General features: G+C 67.9%; 19 protein-coding genes, 1 tRNA gene and 1 riboswitch. Of the genes, 7 read left to right on the forward strand and 13 right to left on the reverse strand.

Annotation, left to right across the window (positions count from 1 at the left end; all coding sequences use genetic code 11):
• Positions 1-42 precede the first annotated feature (42 nt).
• From ABZ321_RS05620 to ABZ321_RS05635, 4 genes are all read right to left on the reverse strand, one after another.
• A complete protein-coding gene (locus ABZ321_RS05620) occupies positions 43-1044 on the reverse strand; it encodes a D-ribose ABC transporter substrate-binding protein (RefSeq protein ID WP_344508318.1) in 1002 nt (333 codons plus the stop codon).
• 64 nt (positions 1045-1108) lie between these two features.
• Entirely contained in the window at positions 1109-2185 is a 1077-nt protein-coding gene (locus ABZ321_RS05625) for an ABC transporter permease (protein WP_344508319.1), read from the reverse strand.
• Complete coding sequence (locus ABZ321_RS05630; RefSeq protein ID WP_354889583.1) at positions 2182-3708, reverse strand: sugar ABC transporter ATP-binding protein; 1527 nt, start codon at positions 3706-3708, stop codon at positions 2182-2184. The genes ABZ321_RS05625 and ABZ321_RS05630 overlap by 4 nt, the downstream gene beginning before the upstream one ends.
• On the reverse strand, positions 3705-4370 hold the full coding sequence (locus ABZ321_RS05635; RefSeq protein WP_344508323.1) for a DUF2291 domain-containing protein: 666 nt from the start codon (positions 4368-4370) through the stop codon (positions 3705-3707). Before ABZ321_RS05635 ends, ABZ321_RS05630 begins: the two co-directional genes overlap by 4 nt.
• A 165-nt stretch (positions 4371-4535) precedes the next feature.
• Between ABZ321_RS05635 and ABZ321_RS05640 the strand changes: the two genes are divergently transcribed.
• Positions 4536-5534 (forward strand): sugar-binding transcriptional regulator, encoded by a 999-nt coding sequence (locus ABZ321_RS05640; RefSeq protein WP_354889585.1) that lies wholly within the window; start codon positions 4536-4538, stop codon positions 5532-5534.
• A gap of 65 nt (positions 5535-5599) precedes the next feature.
• Here the strand turns inward: ABZ321_RS05640 and ABZ321_RS05645 are convergent, their stop codons facing one another.
• Together ABZ321_RS05645 and ABZ321_RS05650 are read right to left on the reverse strand one after the other, a co-directional pair.
• Complete coding sequence (locus tag ABZ321_RS05645) at positions 5600-7210, reverse strand: nucleoside hydrolase-like domain-containing protein (protein WP_354889587.1); 1611 nt, start codon at positions 7208-7210, stop codon at positions 5600-5602.
• A 135-nt stretch (positions 7211-7345) separates the two neighbouring features.
• A complete protein-coding gene (locus tag ABZ321_RS05650) occupies positions 7346-8863 on the reverse strand; it encodes a DUF1593 domain-containing protein (protein WP_354889589.1) in 1518 nt (505 codons plus the stop codon).
• Positions 8864-9447: 584 nt separating this feature from the next.
• Here ABZ321_RS05650 and ABZ321_RS05655 point away from each other — a divergent pair.
• The gene (locus ABZ321_RS05655) at positions 9448-11436 is read left to right on the forward strand and encodes a S8 family serine peptidase (RefSeq protein ID WP_354889591.1); all 1989 of its coding nucleotides are present in this window, start codon (positions 9448-9450) and stop codon (positions 11434-11436) included.
• Between the two features lie 117 nt (positions 11437-11553).
• On the opposite strand, the gene ABZ321_RS05660 is transcribed toward ABZ321_RS05655, so the two are convergent.
• Positions 11554-11688: a hypothetical protein gene (locus ABZ321_RS05660; RefSeq protein ID WP_354889593.1), complete on the reverse strand. Its 135-nt coding sequence runs from the start codon at positions 11686-11688 to the stop codon at positions 11554-11556.
• Between the two features lie 504 nt (positions 11689-12192).
• Here ABZ321_RS05660 and ABZ321_RS05665 point away from each other — a divergent pair.
• Both ABZ321_RS05665 and ABZ321_RS05670 read left to right on the forward strand, forming a co-directional pair.
• Complete coding sequence (locus ABZ321_RS05665) at positions 12193-12483, forward strand: helix-turn-helix transcriptional regulator (protein ID WP_354889595.1); 291 nt, start codon at positions 12193-12195, stop codon at positions 12481-12483.
• A gap of 72 nt (positions 12484-12555) precedes the next feature.
• On the forward strand, positions 12556-12858 hold the full coding sequence (locus ABZ321_RS05670; RefSeq protein ID WP_354889597.1) for a hypothetical protein: 303 nt from the start codon (positions 12556-12558) through the stop codon (positions 12856-12858).
• A 502-nt stretch (positions 12859-13360) separates the two neighbouring features.
• Here ABZ321_RS05670 and ABZ321_RS05675 read toward each other — a convergent pair.
• Positions 13361-13834 carry a hypothetical protein gene (locus ABZ321_RS05675; RefSeq protein ID WP_354889599.1) on the reverse strand — a complete coding sequence of 158 codons (474 nt, stop codon included), beginning with the start codon at positions 13832-13834 and terminating at the stop codon, positions 13361-13363.
• 811 nt (positions 13835-14645) lie between these two features.
• Here ABZ321_RS05675 and ABZ321_RS05680 point away from each other — a divergent pair.
• Positions 14646-15329 carry a nucleotidyl transferase AbiEii/AbiGii toxin family protein gene (locus tag ABZ321_RS05680; RefSeq protein ID WP_354889601.1) on the forward strand — a complete coding sequence of 228 codons (684 nt, stop codon included), beginning with the start codon at positions 14646-14648 and terminating at the stop codon, positions 15327-15329.
• A gap of 39 nt (positions 15330-15368) precedes the next feature.
• Here the strand turns inward: ABZ321_RS05680 and ABZ321_RS05685 are convergent, their stop codons facing one another.
• The 4 genes from ABZ321_RS05685 to ABZ321_RS05700 form a co-directional block, all read right to left on the reverse strand.
• Positions 15369-15626: a helix-turn-helix transcriptional regulator gene (locus ABZ321_RS05685; RefSeq protein WP_344508335.1), complete on the reverse strand. Its 258-nt coding sequence runs from the start codon at positions 15624-15626 to the stop codon at positions 15369-15371.
• A 38-nt stretch (positions 15627-15664) separates the two neighbouring features.
• A complete protein-coding gene (locus ABZ321_RS05690) occupies positions 15665-15904 on the reverse strand; it encodes a type II toxin-antitoxin system RelE/ParE family toxin (RefSeq protein ID WP_354889603.1) in 240 nt (79 codons plus the stop codon).
• Between the two features lie 108 nt (positions 15905-16012).
• Positions 16013-16083: transfer RNA gene (locus tag ABZ321_RS05695), tRNA-Gly, on the reverse strand.
• 9 nt (positions 16084-16092) lie between these two features.
• Entirely contained in the window at positions 16093-16599 is a 507-nt protein-coding gene (locus ABZ321_RS05700; RefSeq protein WP_354889605.1) for a pyridoxamine 5'-phosphate oxidase, read from the reverse strand.
• A gap of 66 nt (positions 16600-16665) precedes the next feature.
• Here ABZ321_RS05700 and ABZ321_RS05705 point away from each other — a divergent pair, with 66 nt between their 5' ends.
• A complete protein-coding gene (locus tag ABZ321_RS05705; RefSeq protein ID WP_344508371.1) occupies positions 16666-17121 on the forward strand; it encodes a MarR family transcriptional regulator in 456 nt (151 codons plus the stop codon).
• Positions 17122-17130: 9 nt separating this feature from the next.
• The gene (dcd, locus tag ABZ321_RS05710; RefSeq protein WP_344508373.1) at positions 17131-17709 is read left to right on the forward strand and encodes a dCTP deaminase; all 579 of its coding nucleotides are present in this window, start codon (positions 17131-17133) and stop codon (positions 17707-17709) included.
• Between the two features lie 25 nt (positions 17710-17734).
• Here the strand turns inward: dcd and ABZ321_RS05715 are convergent, their stop codons facing one another.
• Positions 17735-18706, reverse strand: a complete 972-nt coding sequence (locus ABZ321_RS05715; RefSeq protein WP_344508375.1) for an NlpC/P60 family protein — start codon at positions 18704-18706, stop codon at positions 17735-17737.
• A gap of 9 nt (positions 18707-18715) precedes the next feature.
• Positions 18716-18848, reverse strand: a riboswitch (cyclic di-AMP (ydaO/yuaA leader).

Below are 18848 nucleotides of genomic sequence, written 5' to 3' on the forward strand. Positions count from 1 at the left end.
GCCGGGCGGGCCCGGGTCCCTGGGCCCGCCCGGTGCAGCACGTCAGGAGCCTGCGACGGCGAAGGCGTTGACCTGCTTGGCGTTGTCGGCGTTGACCAGCACGCAGTCCACCGACTGCTTCTCGGGCTGGCTCGCCTTGCCGTTCTTGATGTAGTAGTCGGCCTGGTCGACGGCCATCTGGGAGATCTTGCTGGCCGGCTGGAGCACGGTGGCCTTGATGCCGTCCTTGAGGATCGAGGCGACGACGTCGGGGCTGCCGTCGAAGCCGACGACGACGATGTCCTTGCGGTTGGCGGCCTGGATGGCGGCGTACGCGCCGAGCGCCATCGTGTCGTTGCCGGCGATGATGCCCTTGATGTCCGGGTGGGCCTGCAGGATCGTCTGGGTCTTGGTCAGCGCCTCGGCCTGGTCCCAGTTCGCGCTCTGCTGCGCGACCATCTTCATGTCCGGGTACTGGTCCAGCACGCCGTGGTAGCCCTGGGAGCGCACGCCGGCGTTGGTGTCGGTGGCCTTGCCGGTCAGCTCCGCGTAGTTGCCCTTGTTGCCCATCACCTTGGCGAACTCCTGGCCGCCGAGCCCGGCGCCCTGGGAGTTGTTGGCCACGATCTGGGCGACCGCGACGCCGGTCTTGTTGATCTCACGGTCGATGAGGAAGGTCGGGATCTTCGCGTCCTTGGCCCGCTGGATGGCGCTCACCGACGAGTCGGCACCGGCGTTGTCGAGGATGATCGCGGCCGCCTTGCGCGAGATCGCGGTGTCGATCTCCTGGCTCTGCTTGGTCGGGTCGTCGTCGTGGCTGAGCACGAGCGTCTCGTAACCGAGCTTCTTCGCCTGGGCGGCCGCGGCGTCCTGCTCGGCCTTGAAGAAGACGTTGTCCGGCGAGGGCGTGATGATGACGATCAGCTTGCTGCCGCCGGCGGCGGCGGGAGCGCCGCTCGCCGACGAGGAGGTGTCGGACGACCCGCCGCCGCACGCGGCGAGGGTGAGCAGGGCGGCAACGCCGACGGGCAGCGCGAAGCGGCGCAGGGCCGAGGGTGTCTTCATCGGGGGAACCTTTCGGTGGGGAGGCGGGTTGACGTGACTGATGGGTTGGTGTGACGGGTGTCGATCAGGCGGTGCGTTTGGCCAGCCGGGTTTGCAGCCCCTGCTGCGCCTGCTCGGCGACGATCGCGAGGATGATCACGGCGCCCTTGACCACCGACTGCCAGAAGGTGGAGACGCCGACCAGGACCAGACCGTCGCTGAGGAAGCCGATGACGAAGGCGCCCATGACGGTGCCGATGATCGTGCCGCGCCCGCCGCTGAGGGCGGTGCCGCCCAGGACGGCCGCGGCGATCGCGTTGAGCTCGTAGGTGGTGGCGGTGTCGGGGTATGCGGCCCCGAGCTCGGACGTGAGCAGCAGGCCGGCCAGCGCGGCACAGGCACCGGAGATCACGTAGACGGCGATCTTGACGCGCTTGACCCGGATGCCGGACAGCACCGCGGCGCGCTCGTTGCCACCGACGGCGAAGACCCGCCGGCCGAACGGGGTGCGGGTGGTCACGACGATCGCCGCCACCGCGACGGCCACCATGATCCACACCGCGACCGGGATGCCGAGCAGGCTGTCCACGCCGATGAAGTGGAAGCCCTCGTTGCCACGACCGGGCGTGCCGGCCAGGTCCGGGTAGGTGCCGCCGTTGCTCAGCAGCTGCGCGACGCCCCGGGCGACGTAGAGCATGCCGAGCGTGGCGATGAACGGTGCCACCTTGAACCGGGTGACCAGCACCGCGTTGAGGCCGCCGACCAACGCGCCGACGGCGATGCCGATGACGATGACCACCGCGACGGAGAAGAACAGCGTGCCGCCCGGCACGTGCAGTCCCTTGAACAGCAACCCGCCCGCGATCATGCTCGCGAGCCCGGCGATCGAGCCGACGGACAGGTCGATGCCACCGGTCAGGATCACGAAGGTGACGCCGATGGCCAGGATGGCGTTGATCGCCACGTGCTTGGTCATCAGGATCAGGTTGCTCTGCGTCAGGTACTCCGACGAGATGGCGCTGAAGACGATCACCAGCGCCACCAGCACGATCAGCGTCCGGCCGCGCAGCAGGAGCAGCGCCGCCGAGGCGAACCGCGAGCCCGGGGCGGGCGCTTGTCTGGCGGAGACGGGATCGGACTTGGCGACGTCCGTGTCGATCATGGTTGTACCTCCAGGACCCTGTCGGATGCGGAGGCGCCGACCAGGGCCTCCTCGGTGACGTTCGCGGCGGTGAACTCGGCCGTGATCCGCCCTCGGGCCATCACCAGCACCCGGTTCGCCATGGCGATCACCTCGGCGAGTTCCGAGGAGATGAACAGCACGCCCATGCCTTCGGCGGCCAGCCGGGACATCAGGGCGGCGATCTGCGCCTTCGCGCCCACGTCGATGCCCCGGGTCGGCTCGTCGAGCAGCAGCACGACCGGCTCGGTGAGCAGCGCCCGGGCGAGCACGACCTTCTGCTGGTTACCGCCGCTGAGCGCGGTGACCGCGGCGGACAGCCCCGGGATCTTGATCCGCAGGTCGCTGACCTGACCGGCCGCGATGCGCTGCTCGGCCGACGTGGAGAGCAACCCGGCGCGGCTGACCCGGTCGACCGTGGCGAGCAGGATGTTGTCGCGCACGGACATGGTCTGCACCAGGCCGTCGCGCTGCCGGTCCTCCGGCACCAGCGCCAGCCCGGCGGCCAGGCGCGCCTGCACGGTGGCCTCGGCGGCGAGCTTGCCGCGCACGCGCACCTCGCCGGCGGTGGCGCGGCGCGCGCCCATCAGCGCCTCGACGAGCTCGGTGCGGCCGGCGCCCATCAGCCCGTAGATGCCGACGACCTCACCGGCGCGCAGCGTGAAGGACACGTCGTCGACGAGCGGGCGCACCGTCCCGGGCACCGTGAGGTGGCGGACGTCGAGCAGCACGTCGCCGACCGGCGCGTCGCTGTGCTCGTACAGCGAGTCGGGGTCCCGCCCGACCATCTGCCGCACGATCCACCCGGTGTCGGTGTTGCTCATGGACTCGTGCGCGACGAGGCTGCCGTCGCGCAGGACCGTCACCCAGTCGCCGATGCGGCGGAACTCGTCGAGCTTGTGCGAGATGTAGATGATCGTCACGTTGCGCTCGCGCAGGTCGGCCATCACGTCGAACAGGACGTCGACCTCGTGGTTGGACAGGGCCGAGGTCGGCTCGTCCATGATCAGGACCCGGACGTCGGACAGCAGGCACCGGCCGATCTCGATCAGCTGCTGCTGACCGATGGGCAGGTCACCGACGAGCGTGTCGGGATCCAGGTCCTGACCCAGGCGGCGCAGGACCTCCGCCGTCCGGCGCCGCTGGGCGGCGTCGTCGACGAAGCGGCCACCGCGGCGCAGCTCGCGGCCGGCGAACATGTTCCGGGCGATGGACATGTTCGGGAAGAGACTGAGCTCCTGGTGGATGATCTCGATGCCGCGCGCCATCGCCTCGCGCGGGCTGCCGAGCTGCACCGGCTCGCCGTCCAGCAGGATCTCGCCGCGGGTGGGCTGCTCCGTGCCGGACAGGATCTTCATCAGCGTCGACTTGCCGGCACCGTTCTCGCCGACCAGCACGTTGACCTTTCCGCGGTACGCCGTGAAGGTCACGTCCTTGAGCGCCCGCACGCCGCCGTATTCCTTGCCCACGCCCCGGGCGACGAGGATCTCGTCGGAGCCCGTCACGGCGTGACCTGCAGTTCGGTCGGGACCACCATGATCTGGTTCGGGGCCAGGGCCGAGAACGCCCCGTAGAAGCTGATCGTCTTGTCGGTGAGACCGGCGCGGTCGACCTTGGCGATCACGTCGCTCTTGACGCGGCTGTTGATCTCGTTGGCCACGTTGGCGTAGTCGATCTGGTTGGTGAAGTCGCCGAAGGAGATGAAGCCGACGCCGTCGCGGATCGCCGTGCCGGCGATGACGGGCCCGGTGGCCACGTACAGCGTGATCGGCTGGCCGCCGTCCTGGGCGATCTCGACGGTCACCGGCCCGGTCGGCGCGGACGTGTCGACCTTGACCACCTTGCCGGTGCCCTTGACCAGGAAGGCGTACGGGCTGCCGGTGCCGGCCTGGTGACCGTACTGCTTGCCGGCGGCGTCGACGTCCTTGGCGACAGCCGCCGCGACGGTGGAGATGTCGACGGCGTTGTCGTGCACGGCCGGCACGATCTTCGACGTCCAGATGCCGTCGACGTAGGTCTTGGCATCGAACGCCGCCGCACCGCCCGGCCGGCCGCCGGCTTGCTGAGCTTCGTAGACGTACACGCCCGGCACGCGGCCGCACGCCGAAAGCACCGGCAGTGCAAGCAGGCCCACGATCGCGCACCGCAGCAGAAGAGTCACCCTCATGTTGAATATCCATTCAGTTGTGATTGGACATGCATGTACTGTGAACTTCCCATGTCGGGTTTGTCAACGGGTTGATTCGCCCTGGCGGGCGGCGGCGTCGGACTCCCGCTACCCCGGCCTGGCCGGTCTGGTTACGCTCTCGCTGAGGACGTTGAGGAGGCACCAGTGAGCCCGAGGCTCGACGCGAACGACGGCGCGGAGCCCTATGGGATCGCTGCCGAACACATCCGGCTGCTGACCAAGGTCGCCCGGATGTACCACGAGCGCGGCGTGCGTCAGCCGCAGATCGCGGAGCTGTTGCACATCTCTCAGCCTCGCGTGTCCCGGCTGCTCAAGCAGGCGGTGGCGGCCGGCATCGTCCGGACCGTGGTGATCACTCCGCGCGGCGTACACGCGGACCTGGAGGACGCCGTCGAGCAGCGGTACGGATTGAGCGAGGTCGTGGTCGCCGACAGCGCCGGGCAGACCGACGAGATCGCGGTGACCCGGTCGATCGCCGCCGCGGCCGCCGTCTACCTGGAGACCACCCTCAGCCGCAACGACCGGGTCGGCATCTCCTCGTGGAGCGCGACGCTGCTGGCCACCGTCGACGCCATGCACTCGGCCGCGGGCCTCGCGACCGAGCGGGTGGTGCAGATCCTCGGCGGCGTGGGCACGAGCGCCGCGCAGGGCCAGGCGACGCGGCTCACCGGAGGGCTCGCCCGCCACACCCGGGCCGAGGCGGTCTATCTGGTCGCGCCCGGGCTCGTGGCGACGTCCGAGATGCGCCAGGCGCTGGTGCGCGAGCCGAGCATCGCGGCCGTGCTGGACGCCTGGCAGGACCTCACCGTCGCGCTCGTCGGCGTGGGCAGCCTCGAGCCCTCCACCCTGCTGCGGCAGAGCGGCAATGCGATCGCGGAGCAGGAGGAGCAGCGGCTGCGCGAGCTCGGCGCGATCGGCGACGTGTGCATGCGCTTCTTCGACGAACGCGGTCAGCACATCGCGTCGGAGCTGGACGATCGGGTGCTGGGCATCAGCGCCGAGACCCTGAAGAAGGTGCCCCGCCGCATCGGGGTGGCCGGCGGGGAGCGCAAGTGGCGCTCCATCCGCGCGGCGCTGCTCGGCGGCTGGCTGAACGTGCTCATCACGGACCAGACCACGGCCGCCGAGCTCCTGCGCGACTGAGCCCGCAACCGGTCATGTCGCGCGGCCCTGCGGGCCGCGCGACATGACGTGCTCGTGCGGTCCCGTCAGTGAACCGTCACGACCACCCGCGCGTAGCGGGTCATGGGCTTGCCGGCCTGGTCCTTGACCTCCAGGATCAGGTGGATGGTCTGCCCCGGCTGGGCGTCGGCCGGGACGGTGAAGGACGTGCGCAGGTCGGACGGGCCGGCGATGGCCACGGCGCCCGAATACGTGCCGGCCTCGCGGTACTGCCACCACGTGGTCGTGACCTTGTCACCGTCCGGGTCGGAGACGGCCGCGTCGAGGTTGACGCGCGCGCCGGGCTTGGCGGTGACGCTGGTGTTGCCGCGCAGCCGCACGACCGGCGCGTGGTTGGCGTCGGCGTACGACTTGGTCTGCCACTCGGAGCGTGCCGCCAGCTCCTCCTGCAGGGCGGGGATGAACCGGGTCTGCGCGTAGGCGACGTCGAAGCTCTCGCCGTAGGGGTTGGCGTCCCGGACGCGGCTGGGCTCCAGGTCGTAGTTGCGCTGGTTGTACGCCTGGTCCTTGTTGGCCAGGTAGGACGGGAAGTCCGTCCAGCGGTGCTGCGAGACCTGGGTGAAGCGCCCGCCCCAGCCGCCGAAGCTCGGGTCCTCCCAGCTGCGCAGGCCGTTGTCCAGCAGCCCGAAGTAGCTCGGGGAGTCGCCCTCGGAGAGGAACTCCGTGGTGTTCGGGAACCGGTCGCCCGCGAGGACGTAGGCGTCCGCCGAGACGGGGTAGGTGCCCATCAGCGGGCCGGTGCGCATGGCGCCGACGTACGCCGGGCCGAAGTACGCGTCCTCCAGCGGCTTCGGGACCCGCGGGAGACCCCTGGCGCCCTGGTAGCGGTACGTGTTGTAGGCGAAGCTCCAGAACTGGTCACGGTTGACCGTGACGTTGAGGTCGGGCCAGTGCGGATCGATGTAGTCCTTGTACGTCTCGTCCTGGTCCAAGATGATGTAGACGTTCGCCTTGGCGACGACCTTGTTGTAGACCTTCTGCCAGTCCTTCGTGCCCTTGTACTGGTTCTCGATGGAGCGCAGCGCGGCGGCGATGGTGTTCGTCCCGCCCCAGACCGGCAGGTACAGCGGGCGCGGATCGTTGTCGAGCAGGGCCGCCTTGATGGCGTCGGAGCCCTCGGTGTCCTTCTGCATCTCACCGCGGTAACTGATGTTGCCGACCTTGATCAGGCTGTTGAGATGCTCGACCGACGGGAACCGCGGGTCGTGCTTGCGCAGGTTGTCGAGCACGGCCTTGTAGCCGCCGCCCACGCCCTGGGGCCCGGTGCCGTTGATGATGTTCTGGAACACGTCGCTGCCGGCCCAGTTCGACGCCGGGATCGGCGGGTTCGCGGCCGGGTCGCCGGCCCAGTGGAACGTCGAGCTGGAGTAGATGACCGCTTCCAGGCTGTCGCTCAGGTCGTTCGCCTCGAGCAGCAGCCGGTGGAACGACGCGACGTCGTCGATCTCGGCGTCGCTGGTGACCATGATCCGGAACGGCGACTGGCCTCGCGCCACGGAGGTCCCGGCGGGGGCTTCCGTGGCAGCCGAGGCGGCGCCGGGCGTCGTGAGGGGTGTCAGGACGGCCAGGGCGGCGGCGAACGCCACGGCGCCACGGCGCAGGCGCTTGCCGCTCGGGGGTTGAACGGTCGGAGTCACAGGGAGAGCCTCCATCTGTTCCTACGTACGCATGTACATGCGGACATGAATAGGAATTCCAAGAACGTTCATGGTTGCCGGGCCGGCGCGGGCGCACACGACGTCCGCACCGGCCTGGCTGTGGCGATCCGGGGGTCAGATGACCTGGATGAGCACCCGGTCGTAGCGGGTGAGCGGGAACTGACCGGAGTCGGTCCCCTGGAGGATGACGGAGATCGTCTGACCCGGCACCGCGTCGGCCGGGACCGTGACCGTCACGTGGTCGTGGCCGCCGCGGTCGGCGATCGCGACCTTGCCCGGGTAGGTGCCCTCCTCCTGGTACTGCCACCAGCTGGTCGCGACCTGATCCCCATCGGGGTCGTTGGCCACGCCGTTGAGGTTCACGACCGAGCCCGGCGCCGCCTTGACGGTGCCGTTGCCGGCGATCTTCAGCACGGGCGCGTGGTTGCCGGCGCGGTGGTCGCCGTCCAGGCTCCACTGGACACGGGCCGCGAAGTCGTTCTGCGCGGCAGCGGCCCAGCGCAACGTGGTGTAGGCCGAGACCGACGCGCCGGTCCCGTCCTTCTCGGTGCCGACCATGGTCCACAGGTTGGGCGAGGTGGTCGTCTGCACCGACCGGCCGCCCCAGCCGCCCAGACCCGGGTTCGCCGGGTCCTGCAGGCCGGTGTGCAGCAGCGGGTTGAACGCGACGTTGTCGCCCTCGGAGAGGAAGTCGTACGGCGACAACGGCTTGCACCAGCCGGTGGGGGCGAGCTTCGGGTCACCGAAGATGTCGAGCTGGTCGCCCGGCATCGCCTGCCCGTCCAACCAGGAGCGGTAGAGCGACCCCAGCGGGCCGACCTGGATGTTCGCCTTGATCCAGGCGCCGCTGAAATACACCCGGTCCTGCGGCAGCCCGCGGGTGTTGCCCGCGCCGCGGCTGCAGTTGTAGCCCCAGGTGGAGTAGCCGGCCTGCAGGTTCTCGACCCGGAGGTCCGGCCACACCGGCGCGATGTACTGCGCGTAGGTGTCGTCCTGGAAACCGCTGGCCAGGATCACCGCCTTCGTCGAGACGGCGGCCTTGACCTTGCTCCACTGCGGGGTGCCGGAGTACTGCTCCTCGATGGACTTGAGCGCCCGCGCGATCGTGCTCGTGCCGCCCCACGCCTGCAGGTACAGCGGCCGCGGGTCGTTGTCGAACAGGAGATCCCGGATCAGGTTCGACCCGTCGGTGTCGTGGTCCATCTCGTTCTCGAAGTCGATGTTGCCGACCTTGACCCGCGACAGCAGCTCGCCCGGCGTGGGGTAGTCCGGGTCGTGCTTCTTCAGGTTGGGGTAGACCTTGGCGTACCCGGCGAGGACGTCGTCCTGGATCGTGTTGGTGCCGGTCCAGCGCCATGACGTCTGCGGGGTCTTGTACTCGCGACCCGGCAGGAAGAAGGTCGTGCCCTTCCCGTCACCGGCCCAGTGGTACCGGCCACTGGCGTAGACGATGCCCTGGGTGTCGACATCGTTGGTGTAGTACAGGTACCGGATCAGCGACGCGAGGTCGTCCTGCTCCATGTCGGTGGTGACGACCGTGCGTGGCTTCTGAGCCCGCTCCATACCTTGGCTCGCCGCGGCGACCGGCTGCGCGGTCACGCTCGCCGCGACCGCGAGCCCAGCGGTGGCCACGGCCGCCGCCAGCACACGGAAACGGCGCCGAGCACCAGGAGCCGAGCCGTCCCGGGGTCCGGACGTCTGCATAGCAGCTCCTCTCTAGTGAATATCTATTCACTATCGAATGGAATATCACCCGCCAGCAGTATTGGGTTTCGCTCCGATGTCGTCAAGGTTTCGCACTCATGAGTGTTCACCCCGGTCACTGCCCTGGGACGCCACTGACCAGCAACGATGCGCCCGTCCGGGCTCCAGTGACGCCGCATCGTGCGGTTCAGTGCTGGGTGCGAAAAGCCATGTCGCATTTCGACAAGTAGCTTTTCGCAGGTTTATTGCAATGACAGAAATGCCACTGGGTCGCACTCAGGCGCGCTCGGGCGCGCTCGCGGAAATAGGCGTTTCCGAGCGGTAATGACCATCCGCCGTACAGACGAGTGAATTTTGTCTGACGACACAAATACGATCACCGAACCCCTATCACAACACGGGGTCACCCCCCGTTTCGCAGGAGGCCAGGATTGAAATCCCGGTTACCCAGGTATGCCCTGTTTGCCGCAACAGCGGCAACAACCGTCGTGGTGGGCGCAACAATCGCGCCAATGGCCGCGGCGGCCGAAACCACCGGCCCTAACCTCAGCTACGTCGTCAACGCGGTGAACAAGGATCGGACGGCGGACGTCGCCGCCGCCGTCACCGCGGCCGGCGGCACGGTGACGGTGTCGTACGCCCAGATCGGCGTGGTCATCGCACGCTCCACGAACCCCTCGTTCGTCCAGGCGGTGAAGGGCGCCGCCACCGGCGACGCCGTCCTCTCCGTGGGCGCGACCCGGACCGCGGCCCTGCCCGCCATGACCGAGGACACCGAGGCCGTCGAGGCCGTGGACGCCTACGCGCCGGACGCGATGGAGAACGCGACGCGGCAGAGCGACATGGTCCTCATCGGCGCGCGTGCGGCGCACGAGGCCAACCTCGGCAGCCCCACCGTCACGGTCGGTGTGCTCGACGACGGCATCGACGCCAACCACCAGGACCTCGCGCCAGTGGTGGACCAGTCGAAGTCCGTCAACTGCGTCGGCACCGGCGCTCCCGACACGACGCCGGGTGCGTGGCGGCCCACCAGCCTGACCGCCGACTACCACGGCACGCACGTGGCCGGGACCATCGCCTCGGCGAAGAACGGCGTCGGCATCGTCGGCGTCGCGCCCGGCGTGAAGCTGGCCTCCATCAAGGTGGTCAACTCCGACGGCTTCATCTACCCGGAGTACGCGATCTGCGGCTTCGTCTGGGCCGCCGAGCACGGCATCCAGGTCACGAACAACAGCTACTACATCGACCCGTGGCTGTACTGGTGCGAGAGCCAGTCCGACCAGGCGCCGGTCGTCGAGGCGGTCCGCCGCGCGGTGGACTACACCACCGCGCACGGCATCCTCAACGTGGCGGCGGCGGGCAACGAGAACCAGGACCTCGCCAACAAGACGGTGGACACGACGAGCCCCGACGACACCAACCCGGTGCGCCGCACGCTCGACCCGAGCTGCCTCGACCTGCCGGCCGAGCTGCCCGGCGTGGTGACGGTCTCCTCCACGACCCAGCCGACCGTCCCCGCGACGGCCGTCGGGCCGTGGGCCGCGGGCCTGACCACGCAGCCGGCGCGGTCGTCCTTCTCGAGCTTCGGCCTCGGGGCCGTGGACGTGACCGCACCCGGCTCGAGCATCTACTCCACGTCCCCCTCGACCGGGGTCAGCAGCTACCGCACGCTCTCGGGCACCTCGATGGCGTCGCCGCACGTTGCGGGCGTCGCCGCGCTGCTGGTGTCCAAGCACCCGGGTGCGACCCCGGACTACATCGCGGAGCTGCTGCGCAAGCAGGCGATCCCGCTGGCCTGCCCCACCTCCGGCACCGACTTCACCCAGGGCCGGTGCAAGGTCGACCCCGCGAACCCGAACGTCAACGGCTTCTTCGGACACGGGCTGGTCAACGCGTACAAGGCCGTCACCGAGGCCGAGGACGTCACCGCGCCCACCGTGGCGGTCACCGGCGTCACCCAGGGCCAGCAGGTCACGCTGGGCGTGTCCGTCACCCCCGCCTGCACGACGACCGACGCGGGCAGCGGCGTGGCGAAGTCAGCGACCCTGTCCGTCACCGGCGGCCCGAAGGTCGGCTACTTCACCGCCACCTGCACCGGTGGCCGTGACCGCGCCGGCAACACGGCCGCTCCGGTCAGCGTCACCTACCAGGTGGTGTACGGCTGGCACGACTTCAGCTCGCCGATCAACGTCGACAAGCTCAACGTCGTGAAGGCCGGCAGCGCGATCCCGGTGAAGTTCGGCCTCTCCGGCAACCAGGGCCTGAACATCTTCACCGGCGGCGCCCCCACCCTGCAGACGGTGGCGTGCAACACGTCCGCCCCGCAGGACCCGGTCGAGACGACGGTGACGGCGGGTTCAAGCTCACTGACCTACGACGCGGCAGCCGACCAGTACAACTACGTCTGGAAGACCCAGAAAACCCAGGCAAAGACGTGCGGCCAGCTGATCGTCACCCTGATCGACGGCACCACCCACACCGCAACCTTCATGTTCACCTGACAATCCCCCACCTGCGGCCCGGAAGCACCCGCTTCCGGGCCGCAGCCATTCGCCCACATTCGCGAGTTTTCGAGACATTGCAGGTAGAAGCGCACGCCGGAATACCAGCGGAAAAGCTCAGGAGAAGCGCGCCGCCACCTCGAGATAGCGGTCTTCTACGGTGTCCTCGTCGAACGGCTCACCGATGTCGCTTCGCGGCACCGTCGAACGAGCCGAAGTCATGGCGCCCACCAGACGTGCGAACTGGGGCATTCACCGACTTCGCGGACCGCCCAGCTCAACTCGAACGCAAGCCTCGTCGACGCGGAAGCCTCGACCTTGCTCTCCCAAGGCGACAAAGCCATCACCCCGAACGGCTGCGGCTCGCCGACGCCCAGGCGTCAGCCGGCACCAAGCGAAGAGCTTGGCGCGTCTCAGCCACGACGGCGAGCGACCGCAGATCGTGGGGCCTGGGGTTCGAACCCCAGGCGGGTATGGCGAGGCCCCGGTTCGCGTTTCCCGCGAACAGAGGGCCTCAGGTCCGAACGGGTGAAGGAAATCGAACCCTCACTGTCAGCTTGGGAATCACCCAAGTCCACCTCACCGAACGCGTGAACCTCCAGGTCGTGCTTGCGGCGAGCGGCCTGGAGCGGCCAGTCGACGCCTGGGCTAATGGCCGCTAATGGCCCGGACATAGCTTGTCGATATACCAAGAACGGTATACCGTTTCTTCGAGCGCAAATGGCAATGAGGCACAACGGAAGGGCGGAAGGGGCTATGACGGCACGTCACTCTCGCTGGGAGCGTACCGGCGCCGAGCAACACAACTCCGCCTACGAGGAAGCGCGGGCAGCGCTGCTGCTCGGCCAGATGGTCTACGACCGGCGCACCGACCTCGGCCTCACACAGGGCGAGCTCGCCGAGCGTGCCGGCATGACCCAACCGCAACTGTCACGCCTGGAATCGGGTGGCGCTACACCCACCGTGCCACTGCTGGCCAGACTCGCCGCCGCCCTCGACGCGGAACTCGACATCACCTTCAAACCTCACCGCGACGTCGCCGCCTGAAGTCGCTCGGCACCGATCAACTCGGCGCAGCAGTCCGGGACAGCCCAGGCCAGGTAGCTCAGGAAGGATGCCGTGTCGGCTCTTCACGCGCTGTACCACTACAGCGTTACGATCAAGGCAACCGACAAGTCGGTTCTTGGCGCACTACGCGGTCTGTCGTTCGAGGTTGAGACTGCCGCTAGTTCCCAGATCTCCTCTGGTGGGACCACCGGCGACGTGTGGGAGAAGAACGACAAGCAGGTGAAGTTCCGGTTCACGTCTGCCGAACTCCGAGAGCGTTTCCTTGCGGAGGCCGCCCGCATCTTTCATGCCGGCCTGTTCGAGCCCGTCGGTACAGACGATGTAGATCCGGCAACTCCACGTCACCAGTCATAGCCGAAGGCTGGAAGCGCAAAAAGCTGCTGTGCCAGCCGCGCCGGGCGAGGCAGGCTGTCGCGCGAACAGCACAGGCGCCAGCCGGCGCTGAGGCCGAGCTGGCGAAGTACGACCGGCCACCGCGGACGGTGACCACAGATCGCGGGGAATGGGGCTCGGGCCCCAGGGGCATGGCGAGGGCCTCCGGTTCGCGCGTTCCGCGAACAGAGGGCCCTCAGGTCCGAGCGGGTGAAGGGAATCGAACCCTCACTGTCAACTTGGGAACCGTACAGGTCGCCCTGACCAAGCGTGTAAACCTCCGGGTCCGCCTGCAGCGGGCGGCCTGGAGCGGCCTGCCTTCGCCTGGGCTAATGGCCCACTAATGGCCCGAGGTGTCCCGGGCCGCCGTCAACTGTTCCCGCCAGGTGTCGACGCGCTTCCGGAGTGCCGCGACCTCGGCTGGCGTGACGCCATATTCGGCAAAGCGCTTTGGGCGCAGGGAAGCCCGTTGAACCGAACCACGTCAGGTGTCGTACTCGCCGTTCCAGGGCTCGTGGAACCCAAGCTGTTGAGGGTAAAGCTCGGCCCATGGACCCCCGTGGCCCGCGTATGGATCGTCGATGGTCTCGTCGATCAGGCCGAAGACGACGTCGTCGAAGTCGGCTCGGAAGGGCCGGATGGCGATGTCGCAGTAGGTGACTGCCTCAAAGTTCGACAGCCAGCCCGACACCATCTGCTGGGCACGTTCGATGACTTCAGGGCTGTCGGCCCTGACGCCGGCGAACCAGATGTCCGAACCCAGATGATGCCCGCTGTCGTCGAAGCGATGGAGAACCGCATAGATCCGCTGCTGGTGGCGCCAATCGGGCCCTCGGGTGACACCTTCTTGGTAGGCGCCAGTGACGTCTGCGAAGAACTGTCCGCCCGCATGTCGGCCAATGCGGCTGGTGCGGTAGTCGGGCATGTACTTGATCGGGATGACTTCTGGGAGCCGCACAGCGCGGATCGTAGCCAGCTTGGAGACGGTCGGATACGAGGGTCGGCGGCGTAGCGGGTGACTGGGCGCTGCGATCGCTGGTAGCCGTGGCGGGAGGCCAAGTGCGACCGACCACCGCGGAGGGCGACCATCGATCGCGGGGTCTGGGGCTCGAGCCCAGGGGGAATGGCGAAGGACCCTCGGTTCGCGCTTTCCGCAAACAGAGGGCCCCAGGTCCGAGCGGGTGAAGGGAATCGAACCCTCACTGTCAGCTTGGGAACTGGACAGGCGGCCTGACCGGTCCCGGGTGGGGCGCTTGTCCGAACCGTCCGGAGCGGTCTGGAGCGCCCTCAACGGGCCTGCCGTAATGGCACGCTAATGGCACGCGCACCAGGTCCCGACGATGGCCTCATCCGCGCTACCTCTCCTGAGGCGGAGGACGGTCGTACCATCTGTGAGGTACGGACGGGAGGAAGTCCTCATGACTGGAAGAGTCGCACCGCCCGGCTCGTCGTACGCGGAGCAGCGACACTACGTAATCCCTGCAAGCCTCACCGAGCTTCGTGGGCCAACTACTGGCGTCATCACCCTGGACCAGCGACTCGACTGGTCCGGCGACGGCCGATACGACCTTGACGATCCCGGCGACCTTCAGGTGCTGTACCAGACAGTCCTGAATCAGGCTGGCACCGCCGGCGAGCTGGGTCGATGGCTCAATGAGCAAACGCTCCGCCAGGTATGGCACGAGCTTTGGCTCCCAGGTCGGTTGCGTGCACTCTGGCAGGCTCGATTCCCCGAACTGAGCGCGCCGCCGGCAACGATGGCCGGCTAAGTGGAACCCGTTCACCTTCGGCTGGCCGAACTTGGGCTTCAGGTAGCCGCGCAGTACGGATTCGCGTTGGCCGGCGGATACGCCGTCCAGGCACATGGCATCCTGCACCGCCCGAGCGAAGACGTCGACCTGTTCACCGCCTGGGAACGTCGGGACGACTTCACCGCCGCAGTCGACGCGGTCGTAGACGCGTACACCCAGCACGGCTATACCGTCGCGATCACCCAGCGGTTCGAGACGTTCGCGCGGCTCGCAGTCACCGACCCCGCTGACCCCGAGCACCCTTACAAGGTCGAACTCGCCGCCAACTGGCGTGCACAGCCACCTGTACAGATGGACATCGGCCCGGTCCTGCACCGCGACGATGTCGTCGCCGGCAAGATGTCTGCCCTCTTCACCAGAGCCGAACCGCGCGACTTCCTCGACGTTGATGCCGCGATCACGTCAGGCCTCTACACCCGCCAACACCTGTGCGAACTCGCCGAGCAGGCCGATGCCGGCTTCGACCGTCAGATTCTTGCCGACCTCTTCGCCATGCTGGAGCGCTACCCGGACAGACGGTTCGCCTTCTACGGTGCCGACGCTGACCACCTCATCACCATGCGGGCCCGCTTCGCCGACTGGCGCCAGCAACTGCTCGATGACCATGCTGAGCATTCGCAGCAGCCGTCACAGGACAGCTGACAGTCGCCGCGATGGCCCGCTAATGGCACGCCGAGTTGGTCATGCCGCGTCAGGCCTGGCCTGAAATCCAACTGCCAGCTCGACGTCGAGCGCTCGCGCCAGACGTTCGAGGACCGGCAGCGTCGGCACGGTCCCGCCGGCTTCGAAGCGTGCGATCGCGGACTGCGTCATGGAGGCCGCCTCCGCCAGCTCGGTCTGGCTCCAACCGCGGCGCTCGCGGAGCTCACGGACCGCCCGACCCAGCTCGAACGCAAGCTTCGTCGACTCGTAAGCCTCTGCTGCGCCGGGCTCAGCCATACGCCGACTCCGCAGCTCACTCCAGTCGCCGCGACTGCTCATTCCCTGTCCCCCTCTTCAACGGTGTGCATCTCAGCGACGCATCGCGCCAGCGCCCGCTGGGCCCGCTTGACCTCACTGGTCTCGCGGTCGCGGGTCTTCCGGAACACCGTGAGGAGAATGATTCGCTCCCCCGACGCGATCCAGTATGTGATCCGCACGGCGTCACGCTCCAGATGAAACCGCAGCTCACGAAGCTTGCCATCCAGCGGAGAGTGAGGGTGCTTGGTGCGTAGCAACCACGACGGCGAGGCCCACAGATCGTGGGGTCTGGGGTTCGGACCCCAGGCGGGTATGGCGAGGGCCCCCGGTTCGCGCTTACCGCGAACAGAGGGCCCTTAGGTCCGAGCGGGTGAAGGGAATCGAACCCTCACTGTCAGCTTGGGAAGCTGATGTTCTGCCATTGAACTACACCCGCGAGCGACGCCTACTGTACCGAATCCGCGGCCGCCGTGCACGGACCATTCCGGCGGGCTTTGGGAAGTCGGGGTAAGCGGTCGCGCCAGAGGGTCTTGGTGGAGGTGAGGGGGGAGTCGCGTTGGACGATCATCGCTACCTCGATGGTGAGGGCGTAGAGCTTCCAGTCCACGCGTTGCGCGGCTCGCATCTGGAGGGCCAGGGAGGCCACGACCAGGGGATCCATGACGGGGGCGGTGCGGCCTGAGAGGTACGCCTCGTCGGAGGTGTCCTCGGCGGGAAAGCTGTGCAGCGCATAGCGGCCGTCGCGGTCGAGGTCGTGGCGCTTCGGGGAGGGGAGGATGAAGCAGTAGAGGCCTTCGTCGGTGATGACGGGCATCACGGGGTGGACGCGGGGACCTCCGTCGGGGCGGATGGTGGCCAGGTAGCCCATGCCGGGGCCGTACTGGCAGATCAGGGTGCGGATGGCCGTCGCCAGAAAAGGCTCGGCCGCGGAGAATTCAGCCCACGTCGCCATGCCTCCAATTTACTCGTACACGTGTACGAAAAGTGTGTGATTCCACGAATGAAGGACAATGACCCTGTGGGTGATGCGAGCGGCGAGCTGATCGACCTGCTGAGGAAGTTCAACCTCGAGGCCGACCGGTTCCTGGAGGTGTTCACCCGCCGGCACGGGCTGCACCGCACGGACATGAACGCCGTGGCGTACATCTGGCGGGCGACGGAGGAGCAGCAGCCGCTGACGCCCGGGGAGCTGGCCAGGACGCTGCGGCTGAGCCCGGCGGCGACGACCGCGTTGCTGGACCGGTTGGAGAAGGCCGGGCACGTCGAGCGGCGGCACGACATGGAGGACCGGCGTCGCGTACACCTCGTGATGCAGCCGCCGGCGAAGGCCTTGGCACAGGAGTTCTTCGCGCCGCTCGGGCAACACATCCGGGAGGCGCTCGCGGAGTTCGACGAGCACGATCTGGAAGCCACGAAGCGGGTCATCGAGGCAGTCCGAGGGGCCACCGCGAAAGCCACGAACCAAACCACATAGGGTCAGGACGTGCTGCTCTCCGACCGTGACCTGACCAAAGAGCTCGCCGACGGCCAGTTGCGGCTCGAGCCGTTCGACAAGGACCTGGTTCAGCCGTCGAGCATCGACGTGCGGCTCGACCGGTGGTTCAGGGTGTTCAACAACCACCTGTACACCCACATCGACCCGGCGATCCAGCAGGACGACCTCACCGCGATGGTGGAGGTCGACGACGGCCAGCCGTTCGTGCTGCACCCCGGGGAGTTCGTGCTCGCCTCGACGCTGGAGGTGATCAGCCTCGGCGATCAGCTCGCGGGCCGGCTGGAGGGCAAGTCGAGCCTGGGGCGGCTCGGGCTGCTGACGCACTCGACCGCGGGGTTCATCGACCCGGGGTTCTCCGGACACGTGACGCTCGAGCTGTCCAACGTGGCCAATCTGCCGATCATGCTCTGGCCGGGGATGAAGATCGGGCAGCTGTGCATCTTCCGGCTGTCCTCGCCGTCGGAGCACCCATACGGGTCCGCGGTATACGGCTCCCGGTACCAGGGCCAGCGCGGCCCGACGGCGAGCCGCTCCCACCAGAACTGGCGGACCTGGCCGACGACGTGAACGCCGGCGGCCAGGTCCCGAAGCCCTAAGCCACTCTGCCGTACCCGGAGATCGGTGCGGTGTCGATCTTCTTCATGCGGACCACGTCGCCGGTGGTCGGGGCGTGGACCATCCAGCCGCCGCCGACGTACATCCCCATGTGGTGCATGTCGCTGTAGAAGAAGACCAGGTCGCCGGCCTTGAGATCGGCTCTGCTGACGCGCTTGGTGTCCGAGTACTGCCACTTGGTGTAGTGCCGCAGCGTGTGGCCGGCCTGCTTCCAGGCGTAGAGCGTGAGGCCCGAGCAGTCGAAGGTGTTGGGGCCCTCGGCCGCCCACACGTACTTCTTGCCGATCTGCTGGCAGGCGACCTGCGCGGCCTTCGCGGCGTCGCCGCCGGAGTATTCGACGGGGCAGGCGACGGGGCGCAGCTCGCCGGTCGCGCCACTGGAGCCATACGCCTTCGTGCGCATGTCGTTGAGCGTCTTGATCTCGGCGTTGATGGTGGTTTCCTTCGTCGCCATCTCCGCCTCGGCGGCCTTCTGCTTGGCGATCAGCTCGTCGAGCGGCTTCTTCTGGTCGTCGAGGACCTTCTTGCTGTCCATGACGTCCTTGATGCCCTCGGCCTCGTCCTTGGCCAGCATGTTCAGCATGACGAGCTGCTCGGCGAAGGTGTCCGGCGAGCCGGTCGTCATCAGCGCGTTGAAGCTGGAGACCCGCCCGGTCTTGTACTGCAGGACCGAGAACGCACTCACCCGCAGCAGCGCGTTGTCGACCTGCGCCTGCAGCGGGTCGATCTGGCTCTTCAACTGCGCCTGCTTCGCCAGGTTGGCCTTCAGCTCGCCCTTGAGCTGGTTGTGCTGCTCGATGATGGGCTCGACTTCATTCCACTTCTTGTCGATCTGCGCTTCGAGCTCGGCGGGCGTCGGGTCGGCGTGAGCGAGTCCGGTGACTCCGACGACGAGCGAGAGACAGCCGAGCGTGGCAACGAGGAGCCGAACCAGACGGTTGGGCCGCATCGAGGGGGCACTCCTTCTTCCAGCCGCCTACCGGGTTAGCTGACGGGTTCGGACGGGAAGGTCGTCCTACCGCAGATCGCGGATTCACCCCGATGACGCAGGTGGGTCCCCGGCTCAAAAATCGACTCGGCGGTGCCGTCTG

It is taken from the genome of Dactylosporangium sp. NPDC006015 (genome assembly GCF_040614215.1).
In the GTDB taxonomy this organism is placed as follows: Bacteria; Actinomycetota; Actinomycetes; order Mycobacteriales; family Micromonosporaceae; genus Dactylosporangium; species Dactylosporangium maewongense.